The organism is Psychrobacter sp. APC 3279, assembly GCF_030407795.1.
In the GTDB taxonomy this organism is placed as follows: Bacteria; Pseudomonadota; Gammaproteobacteria; order Pseudomonadales; family Moraxellaceae; genus Psychrobacter.
This window is the reverse complement of the sequence record NZ_JASDCR010000005.1, coordinates 145,664-165,479: the sequence shown is the minus strand read 5'-3', so window position 1 is coordinate 165,479 and position 19,816 is coordinate 145,664. Positions and strand designations below refer to the sequence as shown.

12 protein-coding genes and 1 pseudogene are annotated in these 19,816 nt (G+C 44.1%); 7 read left to right on the top strand and 6 right to left on the bottom strand.

The features are described 5' to 3' along the window. The 4 genes and pseudogenes from QL898_RS04055 to QL898_RS04040 form a co-directional block, all read right to left on the bottom strand. Positions 1-87: pseudogene (locus tag QL898_RS04055) on the bottom strand (IS1595 family transposase); the annotation flags it as partial. Between the two features lie 292 nt (positions 88-379). Then, positions 380-2,302, bottom strand: a complete 1,923-nt coding sequence (gene rpoD, locus QL898_RS04050; RefSeq protein WP_290175884.1) for an RNA polymerase sigma factor RpoD — start codon at positions 2,300-2,302, stop codon at positions 380-382. Positions 2,303-2,818: 516 nt separating this feature from the next. Further along, a complete protein-coding gene (locus QL898_RS04045; RefSeq protein WP_290175883.1) occupies positions 2,819-5,038 on the bottom strand; it encodes a CHC2 zinc finger domain-containing protein in 2,220 nt (739 codons plus the stop codon). 147 nt (positions 5,039-5,185) lie between these two features. Further along, positions 5,186-6,367: an outer membrane protein assembly factor BamD gene (locus QL898_RS04040; RefSeq protein WP_290175882.1), complete on the bottom strand. Its 1,182-nt coding sequence runs from the start codon at positions 6,365-6,367 to the stop codon at positions 5,186-5,188. A gap of 744 nt (positions 6,368-7,111) precedes the next feature. On the opposite strand from QL898_RS04040, the gene QL898_RS04035 reads away from it, so the two are divergent. After that, positions 7,112-8,362 (top strand): RluA family pseudouridine synthase, encoded by a 1,251-nt coding sequence (locus tag QL898_RS04035; RefSeq protein WP_290175881.1) that lies wholly within the window; start codon positions 7,112-7,114, stop codon positions 8,360-8,362. Positions 8,363-8,402: 40 nt separating this feature from the next. Beyond that, positions 8,403-9,281 (top strand): polyphenol oxidase family protein, encoded by an 879-nt coding sequence (locus QL898_RS04030; RefSeq protein ID WP_290175879.1) that lies wholly within the window; start codon positions 8,403-8,405, stop codon positions 9,279-9,281. A 234-nt stretch (positions 9,282-9,515) separates the two neighbouring features. On the opposite strand, the gene QL898_RS04025 is transcribed toward QL898_RS04030, so the two are convergent. Next, a complete protein-coding gene (locus tag QL898_RS04025; protein WP_290175878.1) occupies positions 9,516-10,769 on the bottom strand; it encodes a YeeE/YedE family protein in 1,254 nt (417 codons plus the stop codon). Positions 10,770-11,509: 740 nt separating this feature from the next. Between QL898_RS04025 and QL898_RS04020 the strand changes: the two genes are divergently transcribed. Continuing rightward, entirely contained in the window at positions 11,510-12,127 is a 618-nt protein-coding gene (locus tag QL898_RS04020; protein ID WP_290175877.1) for a flavodoxin family protein, read from the top strand. Positions 12,128-12,237: 110 nt separating this feature from the next. Here the strand turns inward: QL898_RS04020 and QL898_RS04015 are convergent, their stop codons facing one another. Then, positions 12,238-12,363, bottom strand: coding sequence for a hypothetical protein (locus QL898_RS04015; RefSeq protein WP_290175876.1), 126 nt, complete (start codon positions 12,361-12,363; stop codon positions 12,238-12,240). A 574-nt stretch (positions 12,364-12,937) separates the two neighbouring features. Here QL898_RS04015 and QL898_RS04010 point away from each other — a divergent pair. The 4 genes from QL898_RS04010 to guaD all read left to right on the top strand — a co-directional run bounded on the left by QL898_RS04010 (position 12,938) and on the right by guaD (position 19,744). After that, positions 12,938-14,653: an FAD binding domain-containing protein gene (locus QL898_RS04010; RefSeq protein ID WP_290175875.1), complete on the top strand. Its 1,716-nt coding sequence runs from the start codon at positions 12,938-12,940 to the stop codon at positions 14,651-14,653. A gap of 64 nt (positions 14,654-14,717) precedes the next feature. Beyond that, positions 14,718-17,291, top strand: coding sequence for a xanthine dehydrogenase molybdopterin binding subunit (gene xdhB / locus QL898_RS04005; RefSeq protein ID WP_290175874.1), 2,574 nt, complete (start codon positions 14,718-14,720; stop codon positions 17,289-17,291). After that, the gene (locus QL898_RS04000) at positions 17,284-18,255 is read left to right on the top strand and encodes an XdhC family protein (protein ID WP_290175873.1); all 972 of its coding nucleotides are present in this window, start codon (positions 17,284-17,286) and stop codon (positions 18,253-18,255) included. The genes xdhB and QL898_RS04000 overlap by 8 nt, the downstream gene beginning before the upstream one ends. Positions 18,256-18,337: 82 nt before the next feature. Next, entirely contained in the window at positions 18,338-19,744 is a 1,407-nt protein-coding gene (guaD, locus tag QL898_RS03995; RefSeq protein WP_290175872.1) for a guanine deaminase, read from the top strand. Positions 19,745-19,816: the final 72 nt, after the last annotated feature.

Here is a 19,816-nt window from a genome sequence, read left to right as displayed (position 1 = left end):
GCTTGCTGCTGTTCTCGCGGTAGAACCGGCAACAAATAACTCGATTAGTCTGCTTTGTTTATACCAACTTAGTTTACTCTTTCTCATAGTGCTATCCTAAATAATTTTACTTATCTAGGACAGCCCCATAAGTTATTAGGAAGTAAGAAAAATAAGGGTATATATTGAAGGAGGAGCTCTTGGATTAAAGGGTTTTATGACTAGGAGGCTTTGTAATTAAGAAGATTTTTAACTAACAAACATCGTGATTAACAAATGCTGTGATTAATAATTTCTAGAATTAAAAAGCAGGCATAAAAAAAGCTGAGATATACTCAGCTTTTTTATTTTTAACAGCTATCTGAAACCTATTAGTTAGGCTCAGTATTTCTCTGAGAGTCTAGTCATTTTCAAGGAAAGAGCGCAAGTGCTCAGAACGTGATGGATGACGCAATTTACGTAATGCTTTTGCCTCAATCTGACGAATACGCTCACGCGTTACATCGAACTGTTTACCGACTTCTTCTAGAGTATGATCGGTTGGCATATCGATACCGAAGCGCATTTTCAAGACACGCGCTTCACGTTCAGTCAGGTTACCCAATACATCACGCGTCGCTTCTTGCAGACCAGCAGCAGTCGCATCATCAACAGGGCTTGAAATCGTACCATCTTCGATAAAATCACCTAGGTGCGAATCTTCATCATCACCGATAGGGGTTTCCATAGAGATAGGTTCTTTAGCAATTTTCAGCACTTTACGGACTTTAACTTCGTCCATCTCTAAGCGTTCGCCTAACTCCTCAGGCGTTGGCTCGCGGCCCATTTCTTGTAGCAATTGACGTGAGACACGGTTTATCTTGTTGATGGTCTCAATCATATGCACAGGAATACGAATGGTGCGCGCTTGGTCAGCGATCGAGCGAGTAATCGCCTGACGAATCCACCAAGTAGCATAGGTCGAGAACTTATAACCACGACGATATTCAAACTTATCAACGGCTTTCATCAGACCGATGTTACCTTCTTGGATAAGATCCAAGAACTGTAGGCCACGATTGGTATATTTTTTGGCGATAGAGATAACCAGACGTAGGTTAGCTTCAACCATCTCTTTTTTCGCGCGGCGAGCTTTTGCTTCACCAACCGCCATACGACGTGCCACATCTTTCATATCGTGGATTTTCATGTCGAGCTGTTGCTCGTAATCACGGATACGACGTTGTAGTAAAATAACGTCATCAGTAACTTTTTCTAGCGTACCAGCAAATGCAGGCTTACCTTTGATACGTTCAATCAACCAATCAACATTGGTTTCATTGCTAGGGAAGGTCTTACGGAACTCTTCACGCGGCATACGACCACGGCGAATCACCAAACGCATGATTTGACGTTCTTGCTTACGTACGTCGTCATAGACGTCATGCATGATAGCCATGACTTGGTCTGACAAGCGATTATTTAGCTTTAGCATCATAAAGCGTTCAGCAAGTAGGGCATACGCTGTATCAGCCTGTACGCTACCACGGCCATAATCTAGCAATGCTTGCTTGGCTTTGATAAATAGATGCTCGATCTCTTCTAGACGTAAACGAACTTCTTCTGGATCAAGGCCGCTGGTTTCTTCTTCAGCTTCGTCTTCAACGTCATCTTCGTCTTCGTCGTCATCATCAAGCGCAGCTGCTTTCGCATTGACCTTGGCTTTGATAACTGGTGGATTTTCTTTTTCTTCTTTAATGCGCTCACGCTCTTCTTTCGCTGCTTCTTTTGCTTCTTGGGCTGCGATTTTGTCTTCTTCGGTCTCAGGATCTAAGAAACCAGTGATGACGTCAGAGAGTTTCTTTTCACCATCTTGTACTTTTTCATATTCGTCAAGGACAAACTGTACGGTACCAGGCCAATAAGCCATAGCATGCTGTACATCACGAATACCTTCTTCGATACGCTTAGCAATAGCAATTTCGCCTTCGCGAGTCAGTAGGTCAACCGTACCCATCTCACGCATATACATACGTACAGGGTCAGTGGTACGACCAGGCTCGGTTTCAACAGAGGCGAGTACTGCCGCTGCCTCATCTGCTGCCATATCATCATCACTTGAATCATCGTTCATCAAGATGTCATCGGCATCAGGAGCTGATTCAAAGATCTTGATACCGACATCGGTCAGCATTTGCACAATGTCTTCGATCTGATCGCTTTCGGTAATAGAGTCGGGCAGCTGGTCATTCACCTCAGCGTAGGTAAGATACCCTTGCTCTTTGCCCATTTGGATTAAGGTGGCCAGTTGAGATGTGGACTTAGAAACTGACTTATCGTTCATAAATACTCGCTTACTTGCATCGGACATTTTTATATTGTGACTCGCTATCGCTCGCTCTTTGCGTTGATCTTATCAATCGATTGATCAAAATATGGCGTAGAGGTTGTCAATAATATCAAAAATGAGTTGATATGAATAAAGGCTCAAAACACTACAATAACAATGCTGATAAACAGCCAAAAATTAGAAAAGCTAAAAAGACTTCAATATAGTACTTAAAAAACACAGTACTGAAAAAATAGTATCTAAAAGCGGATACGTAAAAATAATACCTAAAATTTGTGCTTAACGATGCATGCTCACAATCATTCACCAAGCAGTGCTGTCAATATACAGCGACACAGTTTAACACAGACCACAGTCGTCAAGCACGAGCTAGTGATAGCTACCGACCATTTTTTACTGATTATTTGCCATCAGCTAAATGATTTTGGAGCGACTCATGCTACTGGGCATAATCATTAGTAGTGGGGGCAGCTGCTAGACTTTTAAAGGGTCAACATTTGAAATTAAACATTAAGACTGCACAGTGACCATCTGGGCAGATTGCTCTGCCTGCTGTGCGCGTAGCCAATCATTCAATAATTGGGTTTGTTTACGGACGATCGCAAGCTTAATATGATCAGGGTTCTGTATCAGCTCTTGTATTTTTTTCTTCATGTTGCGCTCAAGCAGTTGACTGACTAGCTCTTCGATTAGGCCATCAAGCCCCAAAATATTGCGCGCAGTTAGCGCTTTATAGAAGCCGCCCCAATTACGGCTGAGCATGTCTTGGGTCGCAGGTTTTACGTTCGATAAGATAAAATGCGCCGCTGCATTGACATCTTTTGGTAAGTAATTAAGACAGCGCTTAATGGTACTTACGATGTCTAACAAGGCAGCATCTTGCAAGTCTTCCCACGCAAGAGGACGCAGCGTATCAGGCGATGCTTTTTTTTTGATATGGGCAGGTAGGTGTAAGCCATTAATCCCTGACTGTTGCCAAATCGACTCAATAGGGTCGTCGATTAACGCGCGCGGCTGAAACAAAAAGCACAGCTGCAATTGCTGACTGATGGTCATATCACCATCGAAATCTAGTAGCGCATCTTTGGCCTCGACATTCTGACTGCGCCTGCCGCCAAGCTTTTGATAAACGTCATTGTTAAGCAAATAGCGAAAGCTACTGCCTTTGGGTAAAGCGGTCGTCAACGAGCGAACTTGGGACATGAGCTTGGCTTTGCCTTCAGCCAGACTCATGTCATAACGCTCACTCAAGTATGCAAAAATATACTGTGATAGCGGCATGGCATTAGCGATTTGCTCACGCATGGCATCGCTGCCCTGACTCTTAATAAAAGTATCAGGATCATGATTGTTAGGCAGGGTTAAAAACCGCAGTTCTTTGTCATCGGCCAGTACAGGCAGGGCAACTTCAAGTGTACGCCAAGCCGCTTTTTGTCCTGCGCTATCTCCATCAAAGCTCAAAGTAAGCGTTGGATTGAGTGTCAGTAGACGCGATATTTGGCTTTCATTAATCGCTGTACCCATCGAGGCGATTGCCCCATAGATACCTGCTTGATAAAGAGCGATCACATCCATATAGCCTTCGACCACTAGCCAGCTATCTGCGCGCTGCTGACGTGATTCATAATAGCCGTATAGTACATGCTGCTTATGAAAGACGGGTGAGTCTGAGGAGTTGATATATTTAGGCTTTACTTCGTCATCAAGCGCTCGACCGCCAAAACCAATAGTGCGGCCTTGGTTATCACGAATTGGGAAGATGACTCGGTCTCGCAATAGATCGTAGTCGCGGCCAGACTCTGATTGACGTACCAATCCTAAAGCTTTTAGACCCTCAATATCCTGCGGAAATTGATGCTCAAGATGCTGCCAACCAAACGGTGCATAGCCAAGACCAAAGGTCTCAAAGATATCTTCTGTAATACCGCGCGATAAAAAGTAGTGCTTGGCATGGGGATGCGTGGTCAGGTTGTGCTGATAAAACTGTTGGATTTGCTCTAGCAGCTCATATAGATTGCCATCTTTATCATCGCTTTGCTCAATACCATGAGTGTCCTGCATACCAGCGCTAGTATCCGTATCTGTCAGCCATGTTGGCGGATAGCCATTGTCATCTGCATGGTTTGGCAAATACGGCTCTGAGGAATACGAGTCCATCGAATAGGATGCTGAATCATACGCCTCTAACGGTGGGAAATTCTCATAGCCCTGATTGTCATCATAAATGGGCTGATCGATGTAATTTTGGTCGCTTTGGGCAACATTGTTTTGATGATTGTCTTGATAAATGTCTTGACGATTATTTTGATGATTGTCTTGATTTGTACCGTCTTGACCTACTTTGCTATGTTCTACAGTTGGGTTAGGAATATTATGCACAGGCGGCGGTGCAATAGGTTTGGGTGCGCGACGTTGATAACTAACGTTTTGCTGTTCTTCTTTGGGTACTTCAATGCCTGTTTGCTTTGATAGTTCATTGACCGCTTCAATGAATGTCAAATTCTCATAATCACGCAAAAAACTGATGGCATTGCCACCGACGCTACAGCCGAAACAGTGATAGATGTTTTTTTGTGGATTGACATAAAAGGAAGGCGATTTTTCACCGTGAAAAGGGCAGCAGCCTTTATATTCACTACCAGCCCGTTTAAGCGTGGTGTGTTTGCCAATGATACTGATCAGGTCAGCTTGGCTATTTAATTGTTCAAGAATATGGTTAGGAATGCTCATACAAAAAACAGTTTACCATAGGTCGATTATATTGGGGCAGAGGTAATAAGGTACTGCTAGAAAAATAAGGCCAACATAATGTTGACCTTATTATCAATGAATACAGACTGTGTTAGTTAGGCTAAGCTAAGAAGAGACTTCACGTAATCAATTATTATCCATATCACTCACACTGTCGTCATTTAGCGTAGTGCGACGTGTTGGATTGGTATTTAGTGGATCGACGTTGGCTTCTCTTGCAGTCGAGCCAGTGCTTGATTGACTGGTTACGCGCTCAGCTGACGCTTCAGGCAGACCTAAGCCTACGCTAATACCATTACGCGCAGCAGCATTATTGGCGACTGGAGTATTGGCAGGCGTCGTGTTAGTCCCTGCTAGTCTCAACTGGGCTGCATTACGAATCATTTGTGTCTTGGTGGCGCCATTATACTCACCAGATGCGACTGATTTGTCAGTTGTGTTCGAACGACCAAGCTTGCCAAAGGTGATCTTGTTGAGCCAAGTACGGTCACGTTTAGTGCTTAATTTCACACTACCATTGCTAGTTAGCATTTCTGGGTAGTTGATCTGCAACAGCGTTTTGTAATCATTGGCCAAATCGGTTAGACCCAGTTTTTCATGGCTATAAGCTAATACCGCAAGAGCATCTGGCGTTGACTCACTTAGCGGGTAATACTGAAATACCCATTTGGCACGGTTGACCGCTGCTACATAAGCTTCACGCTCGATATACCAATTGGCTGCGCTCATTTCGCTCTCAGCAAACTGATTGTAGATGAACGTCATACGCTGAGCGGCATCTGGTGCATACGGGCTGTTTGGATATTTATTGATAAGCTCTTGGAAGTTGGCAAAGGCAATACGCAAATACGCGGTATCACGCTCAGCTTGGTTTAGTTTAAATAGCTTTAGGCTCTCAGATGAACCTTCCATATTGGCAACGCCGCGCACATAGTAGGCGTAGCTGACTTGTGGGTTAGACGGATACAGACGGATAAACTGCTCAGCACTTGCTGCTGCCATCTCATACTTATCGCCTTCGTATTGTGCATACATCATGTCAAGCAAAGCTTGCTCAGCGTACTGTCCGGTTGGGTAGAATGTGCGCAGATTGGTCAGCTCTTCGATACCTTGGATATAGTGACCTTTGTCAATCTGATTGACGGCCTCGTTATAGTACCCTTGCTCTGATTTTTCAGCTGTTTCTACTGCCTCACCATCTTTGGCGCCAGTTAGATTTTTGAAAGTCTGGCAACCCACTAGATTGACGCTAAGCGCCAGTAGGGTTATTGAGGACAGTTTGATAAACGTATTGCCAACAGCTTGCATACTTCTTCTCCGACACAAGACGCATAATAGCAGCGGCGCTATCATGCTATATAAAAGGTTAGTGATAAAAAACAACGCTAAATAGTCAGCGATCCACCAGCAAAAATTTTTTATCGAATGCAGTTTTTGTTATGACGTATTGTACTGATAGATTGGGTCTGATACATAGCGCTTTTATAGTAAGCCAGTCATAGACCACATGCACTTAACCATAGTCAAACGGTTTAAATGGCAAACATGATCAACAAAGCCCAATGCTATTTTCAAACTGTATCTAAGTACGGCATTCGCATACAGTGCCATAGCATACAGCAAAACATGGCTATACTTTATAGAATAACATTTGCTACGTCTATTTTTTCGCCATCTATATTGTATAGGCAGTTTAACATGAGCGGCTGTCACGAGCGATATCGAATGTCGCTAGCATGAGTAAATATACAGTAAATTACAGCAATGTCATGTTCTAGAGAGTTAAGCGAGGAATCTTACAGCCCAAAGGTATGCTCAAAAATTAACAGATAGCATGCGGCTTCTATAGGGCTTATGCGTGCGACATGATACACTAGAGCGGTATTGTCTTCGCTTTTTTGTACCTTAAAGGTGGTTATCTGCCATTTATAGGCAAAAAACGACAATTTTTTATACTGCTATTTATAATACTATCTTCGAAGTCACCTCACAAAACACTGTCAGGGGCTTTGCCACGTATCAATGTATCAATCCGCTATGAATAATGATGCCATGACTACCAATTTATCACCGAATCAATCGCTAGATACTGATTCATCAGCACAAGAGTCACCAATGCCAAATGATGTTTTGAACAATAATGAGCTACCTGATAATCAACCAATGATGAGTGAGCAAGTGCATGATGATGCGCTTGATGATGATGCGCTTGATAATGAAGAACTGCTCATCGATGATGGTAATGATCTGAACGATAGCGACATTGATGATAATGATATTGATGACAGCGATATGGACGGCGACGACGATGAAGCTCCAGTAGCGGGTCAAGCTGTACCAGTGATTGTAGACATGACGCATGTGGTCACAGAAGATCAAGCTGGCCTGCGTATTGACAAGGTCGCCTCACAAGCGTTTTCGGACTTTTCGCGTGTACAACTCCAGAACTGGATTACTGATGGTAGTCTGCTCTACAACGGCAGTGTCCAAAAACCGAAAGTCCGTGTCAAAGCAGATGACGTATTGCATCTATCAACGACGTTACAGCAGCATGGCGAAGACCAACCAGAAAACATAGATATCGATGTTGTCTATGAAGATGATGACGTATTGGTAATTAATAAACCTGTCGGTATGGTGGTTCACCCTGGCGCTGGTAATCAAAATGGCACTTTGGTCAATGCATTGCTATATCATTATCCTCAGCAGCATCATTTACCGCGTGCAGGTCTTGTACACCGTATTGATAAAGACACCTCTGGATTGCTACTGATTGGCAAAACCAAACCTGCACAGATGGCACTAATGGAGCAGCTAAAAGATAAGTCTGTTTATCGTCACTATAAGTGTGTGGTGGCAGGGGACCAAGCAAGCTTATCTCGTCATCGCCGTATCGATGCGCCGATTGGCCGACATCGTAACCAGCGTACTAAAATGACGGTGATGACCGCCGGCCGCGAAGCGGTAACGCATCTGCTAAATGTCACGCCATTGAACGAAAACTACTGTCTGCTAGATGTTGGACTTGAGACTGGACGTACGCATCAAATTCGTGTGCATCTAAGTCACATTACTTATCCATTAGTCGGTGACCGTGTCTATGGTGGCCGTCGTCAGTTGCGTTCTGGATTGACAGAAGCTCAGCGCCAAGCTATTAATAATTTCCCGCGCCAAGCACTGCATGCCTATACGTTAGGATTCGTGCATCCGACGACGGGTGAAGACATTGAGGTGACGACGCCACTACCTGAAGACATGCAAAAACTCATGGCAGTACTAAGCGACGGTTATTATGAAGAGTAAACGCTAACGTTTACTAGATGAGAGGTGAGAGCGAGCAGCCATGACGAACACGTTCCCGATGACAATGATTGCGCAAATTGATAATGTAGCCGTTTTTCAGACGGCTGCTTTTGTGCATGATGATATTGATGACTCTGCTGCTAAAAACCAGCGTACAGGTTACGAAGGTCAGTCAAATTACGGTGAGCTGAATTTAGGTCTGCATGTCAATGATAATGCACTGCAAGTATTAGATAACCGCATGAATCTATTGGCTGCTATCAATGAGCAGCTGATCGATAAGTCTGCACAAAACGAGCAGCATGCGGCTATTAATCGCTTGCATTGGGTCAGTCAGGTTCATGGTAAACATATTCATGATGTTGATGCTACTACGCTGAATATGGCGCCACTGTCTGCTGATGCGATGGTCAGTCAACAAAGTGGTCGCGGTCTGGCAATCATGACGGCAGACTGTGTACCGATTGTCTTGTGTCAACCTACCAGTGGCAAAATCGCAGCGATTCATGCAGGCTGGCAAGGATTGGCCTGCGGTGTGATACCAGAGACTGTTAATCGCTTTACTGATTCAGGCCCTATACAAGCTTGGATAGGAGTGTGTATCAGTCAGGAAAACTATGAAGTAAATACAGACGTTCGCGATAAGCTATTATCTGGGTGTATAGCTAACCAGACGTTATCACAGGCACATATCGATAACTTTGTGTCGCTATTTTCTATATCGTCTCATAATGACAAAATAAAGCTGGATTTACCGAAGCTTGCTGCCATGCAGTTAGAAGCTGTTGGTGCTACAGTTGTGAATGATTTGCCTGTTGACTGTAGCTACGCAGATACTCACTATTACTCGTATCGCCGTCAGACTCATATGCACCAGCCTGCAACGGGTCGGATGGCACTGGTCATCGTCCGTCGTTAGCAGCTTTATAGTCAGTGAACTACTAAACCGCTACGGTGTTACCCTCCCTAGATGTACTATATGTACAATCTACGGTCGGCTGCCTTGTAGCTGTTTTAGATTTCTTTGACTATATAATAATGAGTAGTGGCAAGGAAGTGATAAACAACAAAAAACAGCAGATTATTCTGCTGTTTTTTTATTTGAGTGCTACATTTGTATTAACACAAGGCCTGTATTAACACGAAATTTGTATTAACAAACAGAGTCGCTAGATTTTGGTACTGACAATCCAAATAAAGGACGTAAATACAGCGCCAAGAATGTACCTGCCATTGCCAGTATGCCCCAGATATAACCATGCAAGCTAAAAGAGGCGATACCACCAAAGTAAGCGCCGATATTACAACCGAACGCGAGACGTGCGCCATATCCCATCATCAATCCGCCAATGACCGATGCTGCAAAGTTACCTGCAGTAATCTTAGTAAACTTGAACAAACCACCCGCAGCAGAGGCGATAAACGCGCCAATGATGATACCGATATTTAATACAGTGGTCGAATCTGCAAAGATAGAAGCTTCAAGCGCTGCTGCATTAGCCCCTTGCCAATAGCCCCAACTAGCCACATCCATGCCAAAGCCGCTTGCAATTTTAGAGCCCCATAATGTAAATGCTGACGTAATGCCCCACGGTTGACCACGTGTAAGTAATGTCAGACCGTTAAGTAAAGCCAGAACGATTGCGGCAGCAAATAGCGGCCAAGAACCACGAAAAATTCGTTTCCAACCAGACTCAGAAGGCACGGGTGCCATCTTTGGTGCGTTTCTTTTTTTCTCAACGACTAACGTCACCCATGCGATAATGCCAAATATGGCTAGCGACACCAGCCATGCACCTGTATAACCAAGACCTGTAGAGGTTGCCAAAGAGAAAGGTGCATAAGCGGGCATTTCTTCTGTCCAGAATGGCAAGTGATAAGCCCCAATCGTGGCGCCCACTATGAAGAAAATAAAGGTGATGAACATAACAGAGCGTCCACCGCCTACCGCATAGAGCGTACCAGAGGCACAGCCGCCGCCCAATTGCATGCCGATACCAAATACAAATGCGCCTACGACTAGACTGACCCCTAATGGCGCGACATAACCTGCGACAGGACCGCCAAATAGCGTCGTGCCATAAGCAAGGATTGGCGCAAATAGCGTAACAGCAACTGCCAACATTAGCATGTGTGAGCGCATCGCCTGACCGTTGCCCACTGCCATCATACGTCTAAAGGCAGAGGTAAAGCCAAAGCGGGCATGAAAAAGGGTATAGCCTAACAAAAGACCTATGCCAAGTAGCAATGATTGAGAGATATGTTGAGTGGCTAATAGATACGCAAGCACCATCAATCCTACGATGCCACCACCCATAATTAAGGGTTTTTGTGGTGCATTTAAGGCCAGATCATCTCTGAAGATAGGGTCTTTTGTGTCGTTTACAGGTTGAACGAGAGTAGTCAAGGTAATAGCTTCCTTATCCGATGATGTTATCAGATATCATTTTTATAAGAATTTATATGAGTATAGTTGCGCAGGTTTGCAGAATTGGAAACTGTATTTCTGTTAATTCGATTGATTCGGTTTAGCAGTAAGAAACGTTACATCATAATCCTATTGTCATTAATGTAAATACGGAGAGGTTAGAAGAAATAGAATTAGTATATGATTATATGGAATAAATAGGCTGCTGTTTATATGATCTTATATTAATAGTTAACTATGGTACTGATAATCATAGGTTTATCAGGTATCGGGAATTTGTTTGTGTCATATTATCAGTTAACGCGACTTACCCATTTATACAAAATATATTAAAAGTATATGTGATCTGATTAGTCAGACTTTAATAAATAACTTAAAAACGAAAATACGTCTGATACAATGGGCTTGAATTCAATGAAGGTCGTCGCATATATACTGGTATGTATACGCTGACGTATAGAGACTATGTAATTAAGGACTGTGCAGTTAAAACAGTGCAATTAAAGACTATGCGATTGCTCTATCATCATTGATGTTTCTGCCAATTAAATCGACTAAACGAAACGTTGCTTGATTCTGTTGTATCGCTCGAAAGCTTAAGAGCTTGAGCTATCGATAAGTATTTATCGTGAAAGTGAGGCCACTAACTATCGATTGTGGCTAAGTATCCAATATTTTGTAAATTTATATTCAACCAATTATTTATTATTAGAGTACGTATGAATACACCTGCTAAATCGTCTGACACCTCTACATCTACTGATAACGCGCCTAATGTCTCAATCGCTGTTATCTTCCATAGTAATTATGGTCATACCAAGCGTGTCGCTGAGGCGATAGTACAAGGTGCGCATCAGCAATTGCCAGAAGCACAAGCCAAGGCTGTCGATGTTTATGATGTTGATTGGGACTACTTAGATCAGGCAGATTTGCTGGTTTTTGGTAGTGCAGTGTATATGGGTAGCGTGACAGCTGAATTTAAGACCTTTATGGATGAAACTTCTAAGCGTTGGTATCATCGTAAATGGGAAGGCAAGTGGGCAGCAGCGTTTGCCAATTCGGGCGGTCTGAGCGGTGATAAACTTGCTGTATTGCAGCAGATTTCTCTATATGCGATGCAACATGGTATGAACTGGATTGGTCTGCCATTGATGCCGACAGGTCATGAGGCTCATGATTTGAACCGTCTGTCTAGCTTCTTGGGATTGATGACTCAGTCGCTTGATGGTCCACCTGAAGAGACGCCAGGTTCGGGCGATATTGATACTGCTATTTGGTTTGGTGATCATCTCGCCAAAACGATTATTAAGCATCAACCAGCTGACACTAAGCTCTAAAAATAGCTAAAACCGACAGAGCAATCGAATAAAAAAGCAGACATTATTGATGTCTGCTTTTTTTTGTGCCAATTTTTATTGAACGATAAGTTCTATTAAGCGCTAGGCTTTTATTGAGCGGCAAGCTTAGTAGGGGCAGGCTTCACGGGAATAGGACTGTCAACGAATTGAAACGATTGACAACCTCCTAACAGCATCGTTGCTACTAGCAAATAGGTAAAGGCGAATGACTTCATAGTAATATCTCAAAAACGATTTTAGCCCAACGACATGTCACGATTATCCATCATTAGAAATAATAGTAGTGTAGAGTCAGGCTTATTTGCAGACATTATATATAAAAATCGGCGGGTCATAGCAGTTTAAAGGCGATATAGGTATTCGGTACTGTTTTTACGCAGGCTATCTAGCTGTTTATAGTATAGCTTATCTAACGCTTAGCTTTATTCGCTATATATAAAATTCGCCAACTGTTTGATAGTATCTATAGGCATTTTAACGGGTTGTGTTATAAATAAGAATAGTGATAATATGTTGAAAGCTGACCAAATAGTCAAGTATCCTATAGTACGAGTTTTCTAACAAAATTGTTCGATGCTTACTGATATTTGCAACCGATTTACCTGATATAAAAAGTGCGCTGTGCTGATTTTTTTATCTCTTAAGAATGTATTAGCAAATAAAACAGAATAACCGTACTTAAAAGGTTGCAGCATGATGTAAACCAAGTGCTTACGTTCAGCATTTAAGCCGTCAAATTCCTTAAGCCTTATGCTTATCTTCATTATTTTATTTTAGCCGAGTCTTGCTATGATTAGTTTTTACTTAAATGGGAAACGCCATGAGCTAACCCAGCTTAACCCTAATACGACGGTGCTTGAGTATCTACGATTGCATGAAGGCCAAACGGATACGAAGGAAGGCTGTGGTAGTGGTGATTGCGGAGCCTGTACTGTGATGGTTCAGCGCCTGCCTAACGCTAGCCAGCCAGCGCTTAATGATGAAAATGCCGACGAAAAAAATGCTACGCCACCGTTCTATACGATTAACTCCTGTATTACGCTAGTGTCGCTCATGAATGGTTATCATCTGATGACGGCTTCTTATTTAGCAGATAATCCAGAACATCATCCAGAACGTGCTCTGCTGCATCCAGCGCAGCAGGCCATGGTTGAATGTCACGGATCACAGTGCGGTTTTTGTACGCCTGGGTTTGTGATGTCGCTGGCTTGCGTTTACGAAAACAATCGTATGCAGACAAGTCTAGAAGCAGAAAATCAGGGCGATGCTAAGCAACTAAGCTATGATGAGGTGGTTGCTTCAATCTCTGGCAATCTATGTCGCTGTACAGGTTATCGTCCGATTATCGAGGCGGGCCTATTGATGAGTGATATCGGTCAGCAGAGAGAGGCGGAGCAGTCGGCGGTGAAAGACCTGACGATCAGTCTCGCAACAGATGCGATGAGCAGTACAAAGGAATCAACAGTATCTGAAAACGTGCCAGATAACGTCGAATTAAAGAATGAAAAGTCGAAAGCTATTGCCCCTGCAGTCAGTGATGCTGGGCGACAGTTATATATGCCCAAGTCACTAGATGAGCTTAATCAAGTATTAGCGGCCTATCCGCAGGCTACGATTTGGGCAGGTGGTACGGATTTAGGGCTGAGCGTAACCCAGCATTTGGTTGATCACGAGATCATTATCCAGCTTTCAGGTGTTGAGGCACTAAAATCATGGTCACTATTTGACGCAAAGTCTGACCCAAGCGAAGGGCCAGATAACGAGCAAGCTTCTAGCCAATCACTAGTACTAGGTGCTGGCATGAGCTATCAGCAGATGTTGCCTGTGCTTGAGCAGTATTTTCCAAGCTTTGCGCAAGTATTTGAGCGTATTGCTTCTCCGCAAATTCGTAATATGGGCACCATCGGCGGCAATATAGCCAATGCGTCGCCGATTGGTGATTTACCACCGATTTTATTAGCGTTAGATGCGTCAATTCATCTGCGTCATTGCGCGCCTAATCGTGAAGAATCAGATAATGATTTAGATAATAGTGATTCGGTTTATACGGATGAGATCATACCGTTATCAGAATTTTTCTTAGATTATAAAAAGACCAAACTGCAAGCAGGCAGTTATGTTGTCGCCATCCATATTCCTCTGATGCATGACAATCAGCACTTATTTATTCATAAAATTAGCAAACGTTATGAGGATGATATTTCAGCGTGCCTATTGGCTGCGCGAATCGATGTATCAGCAGATGGCATGATGATAGAGGATGCAAGGCTTGGGCTTGGCGGCATGGCTGCTATACCACTATTAGCCACAACCTGTCAGAAAGCGCTCATTGGGCAAGTGGCTGAAGTGGCAAGTTTTGAGCAAGCAGCACAAGTCTTGTCTGCCGATGTGACACCAATGACTGATGTCAGAGCTAGCCGTGAATACCGCATGCATGTGGTGCAGCGTCTACTGGTGAAATGCGGTAAGCAGTTGGCAGCAGATATGCAGACTGAGAGTGCCTAATCGTTATCATTATTAAAAATTAAAAACAGCATTAATAAAAGCGTATTAATAGAAGAGACTTGCCATGAGCCATCATTCGTCCTTATTCGACAGTTATAGTATCCGCCGTGTGCGTCCGCCAAAAAACAAAATTGGCACCTCGGCCAAGCATGATAGTGCGATTAGCCATGTCATGGGGACGGCAACTTATGTAGATGATATTGCAAAACCGCAAGGCACGCTACATCTGGCAGTAGGTAAAAGCAGCCACGCTCATGCACGTGTATTGAGTATGGATTTAAGCGCTGTCAGAGATGCGGATGGGGTGGTAGATGTCTTAAGTTTTAAAGATTTACCGGCGCAGACCGATATCGGTGCGGTGTTCGACGGCGAGCCATTGATGGTGGATGACATCACAGAGTATGTTGGTCAGACACTGTTTGTAGTGGTGGCGAGCAGTCATCGCGCTGCCAAAAAAGCGGCTACTAAGGCAGTGGTTGAATATGAGCCATTGCCAGCGGTACTCAGTATAGATAAAGCACTAGAGCAAGAGTTGTTTGTGCGTCCGAGTCATTTTATGAAGCGTGGTGACGCGGCGACTGCACTTGATAACGCACCGATTCGCATTGAAGGTCATATTCATATGCGCGGGCAAGAGCACTTTTATCTTGAAGGGCAAGTGTCGTATGTGGTGCCATGTGATGACGGCGGGCTGGAAGTATACACGTCGTCACAGCATCCAAGCGAAGTACAGCAGCTGGTCGCCGAAGTGACAGACTTGCCATTTCATGCGGTAAACACAGTCGTGCGCCGTATGGGTGGTGGTTTCGGTGGTAAAGAGACGCAAGCCGCTGCATGGGCGTGTCTGTGCGGTATCGTGGTTAAGCGTCATAATGTGCCTGTTAGTATGCGTCTAGATCGTCAAGATGACATGGTGGTGACGGGTAAGCGTCATGAGTTTGCCAATCGTTATGAAGTGGGTTTAGATGAGTCTGGGTGTATATTGGGCGTCGATATGCAATTGGCTGGCTTGTGTGGTTACGCGCCAGATTTGTCTGATGCCATCGTTGATAGAGCGATGTTCCATTGTGATAATGCTTACTATTATCCGGCTGCCCATGTAGCAGGTCATCGCTGCAAAACGCATACCGTATCCAATACTGCCTATCGAGGGTTTGGTGGTCCGCAAGGTCTGATGACTGCTGAATATATGATGGACCATATTGCCTATACGCTGGGGCAAGATCCATTGCAAGTACGCTTGGCAAACTTATATCAAGATGGTCAAAGCACGCATTACGGTCAGACTATTGAGCATTTTGATTTAGCGACCATCATGACCAAGTTGGCAGACGATTGCGATTATGATAATCGCCGCCAGCAAATTCTAGAAGCCAATCAAAAAGCTGCCGCTGAAGGCAGTGATAAACGTTTGGGTCTTGCTTTAACGCCAGTAAAATTCGGTATTTCATTTACGGTGCAGACGCTCAATCAGGCAGGCGCATTGGTACATATTTATACCGATGGTAGTATCCATCTGAATCACGGTGGTACAGAGATGGGTCAAGGGCTATATATCAAAATCGCCCAGATCGTCGCCAATGAGTTCGATGTGGATCTGGATACGGTAAAAGTATCAGCCACGCGTACAGATAAAGTCCCTAACACTTCACCAACTGCCGCGTCATCAGGGACAGATATTAATGGTAAGGCAGCTCAAAATGCTTGTTTGAGCATCAAATCTCGCATCGTTGAGTTTGCTGCTGAGCATTTTGACGTAGCGCAAGAAGACATACGTTTTGAAAAGAATCATGTCTATATCGGTGATAAAGAAACGTTGACCTTTGCTGAAATGATTCAGCTGTCATATCAAAACCGTATCAGCCTATCGTCCACTGGCTACTATAAAACGCCGAAGATATTTTACGATCGCTCTAAAGCATGGGGTCGTCCGTTTTTCTACTTTGCACTCGGTGCTGCCTGTGCTGAGGTGGAAATTGATACGTTGACAGGCGAGTACCAAGTACTGCGCTGTGATGTACTACATGATGCAGGACAGTCGATTAACCCTGCCATTGATATTGGCCAGATTGAAGGGGGCTTTGTTCAAGGTATGGGTTGGCTCACAGCAGAAGAGTTGATTTGGAACGACAAAGGTAAGCTCGCATCTGACAGTCCTGCCAACTATAAAATTCCAACCGCGCATGATCTGCCCAAGCAGTGGAATGTCAAACTGTACGATCGCAAAAACGAAGAACAAACGATTTATAACTCTAAAGCCGTTGGTGAGCCGCCATTTATGTTGGCAGCCAGTGTTTGGTGCGCCCTCAATAATGCAGTCGCAAGCCTTGGTGAGTATAAGAAGAATCCAGAGCTGACCATGCCTGCGACGCCAGAAGCAGTATTGAAAGCGGTCATGCGCATGCAAGGCACGCCGTGGGATTTAACAACTAAAGCAGACACAGATACGGTTGATAGTTTAGTCAAAGGCGCAGAAGAAAATAGTGACTTATACAACGACAAAGTCATGCCGCAAGAAGTACGTCATGCTAAAGATATTAACCCAGCGGAAGTCGAAGGCAAACAAACCGATAACCAGCCTAATGCGGTAGAGCATCCAAATGTAGCAGGGGCAAGAGGTCCTGCGCACAGTGAATGAGTCGTTAACACTGCCAGTCGTTTGGTACGAAGGTCTAGCGCGATATCAGCAGCGCGGCATTGCTCACGTGTTGGCGACAGTCGTAGCCGTAAATGGATCTGCTCCTCGAGCGCTACAGGCAAAAATGATTGTCACGCAAGATAGTATCGTGGATACGCTAGGCGGCGGCGGTCTAGAGCACGATGTTGTCAATACGGCACGGCAGCTATTGAATGGTGAAATAGCGGCAACGGTATCAAAAGAAGTAAAACCAAAAGTCGCTGAAACTGACGGTGAAAGCACGTTAATACCTTCTAAAGCAGTGCGCCGTGATGCTGTCTACACCAAGCACTACCCGCTAGGTGCGAAATTGGCACAGTGTTGCGGCGGTAGCGTCACCGTTATGTTCGAATGCTTCAATGTAACGCCGCCGATGTCAGTACTAGTGTTTGGAGCAGGGCATGTAGCATCAGCGCTAATGACCATCCTATCTGAGCTGCCTTGTCAGGTAGATTGGGTGGACAGCCGCCCAGAGATGTTTAAGCGTTATTTAGTTGATGAATCTACTACCAATAAATCCAAACTTTATAACTTACCAGCGCATATCCGTCCGCATATCGATGATGAGCCTGTAGATTTTGTACGTCCATTTATCGAGCAGGGTGGTCAGCGTTTTATTCTAGTTATGACTCATGACCATAGTGTTGATTTCGAGTTAGTGCGGGCGGCATTAGATACTATTTCTGACATGAGCGCATCTCATGATAAGTGCTCAGATATCTCGACACCTTACGTAGGTTGCATTGCCTCGGCAACCAAAGCCAAGCGTTTTAGAGATCGCTTGATGCAACGTGGCTACAGTGAGCAACTAGTGGATCAGTTGATCATGCCGATTGGGTTGCAAATTGGTGGAAAAGAGCCGATGGCGGTGGCGGTTTCGATCATGGCACAGCTCCTACAACAGTATCATCAGGCTATTTCTTGAACGGTTCACTCCATATAACTTTCATACTTTTTATCAAATTATCAAAACGCTCAGTACTATCAAGCCATTGTGAGATCTACGAATGACCCTACATATCTATCAAGCTCGACTGCTGCACTACTTGACCGAGAGCGATCGTACTGAGCGTACATCCTCTGATCATTCACAGACATTAATTGCTGAGCAAGACATAACGTTACTACCAGTGATTGAAGGTGTACAGGTTTATCCTGAATATATCGCTGATGGTGCGCTTGTCGTAGATGATGTGACAGGGTGCATTGTAGAGTATGGTCATAATGAGACAATATTAGCGAAATATACTAATACCTCTGAGCAGGTAGGTCAGTTAGGAGTCAAAGTACATGATTATCACGATAAATTGATCATGCCAGGCTTTATTGATACCCATGTGCATTATCCGCAAATAGATATGATTGCTGCTTACGGTGAGCAATTACTTGATTGGCTTAATAATTATACTTTCGTCACCGAGGCCAATTTTGGCGATCCGAAAGTAGCACATGATACGGCGCAGTTCTTCTTAAACCAACTGCTTGCTAATGGTACGACGAGTGCCATGGTGTTTTCTACCAGTCATCCTGAATCAGTGAACGCATTTTTTACGGAAAGCCACAAGCTCAATACTCGTATGATCACAGGTAATGTACTGATGGATCAAAATGCGCCTGATAACTTGTGTGTGCCTGCTGAGCAAGGCATTCGAGATACCCAAAACATCATTGATAACTGGCATGAGCGCGGACGTCAGCATGTGGCGATTACGCCAAGATTTGCCATTACTTCGACACCCAAGCAACTACAAATGGCAGGTGAGCTGTATACCAGTTACGAGAGTGTTTATCTGCAAACGCATCTAGCAGAAAATCATGATGAGATTGCCTTTGTCAAACAGCTGTATCCCAATCATAAAGGCTATCTTGATGTCTATGATACGATGGGATTACTGGGTCGCCGCACCACCTTGGCACATGGTATTCACCTTGAAATATCTGAGTATGAGCGTCTGCGCGCGACTGGTACACAAATATCACACTGTCCGACGTCCAATCTGTTTTTGGGTAGTGGACTATTTGATTTACCCAAGACGTTAAGTTATACCGGTGTCAGTATCGCCACTGACGTTGGAGCAGGGACGAGTCTGTCGATGCTGACGACTCTGTCAGAAGCGTATAAAATCCAACAACTACAAAGCAATCAGCTATCCGCTCATCAAGGGCTGTACCAAATTACGTTGGGTAATGCCCAGTCGCTATTATTGGACAATAAAATCGGTAACTTTATGCCAAATAAAGAAGCGGATTTTGTGGTCATCGATATGGGTGCAACGGAATTGCTTGAGCGACGTATGGCACAGACCAAGACACTGGAAGAGCAGTTGTTTGTACTAATGATGCTAGGCGATGATAGAGTAATTGATCAGACAGTCATCGCTGGCGTAAGTCGCTATCGTAAATCTATATCTTGATAAACTAGCGAAAAATATGAATAACGAAAAAGTCCTGTTTATGTTAAACATAAACAGGACTTTTATCAGATT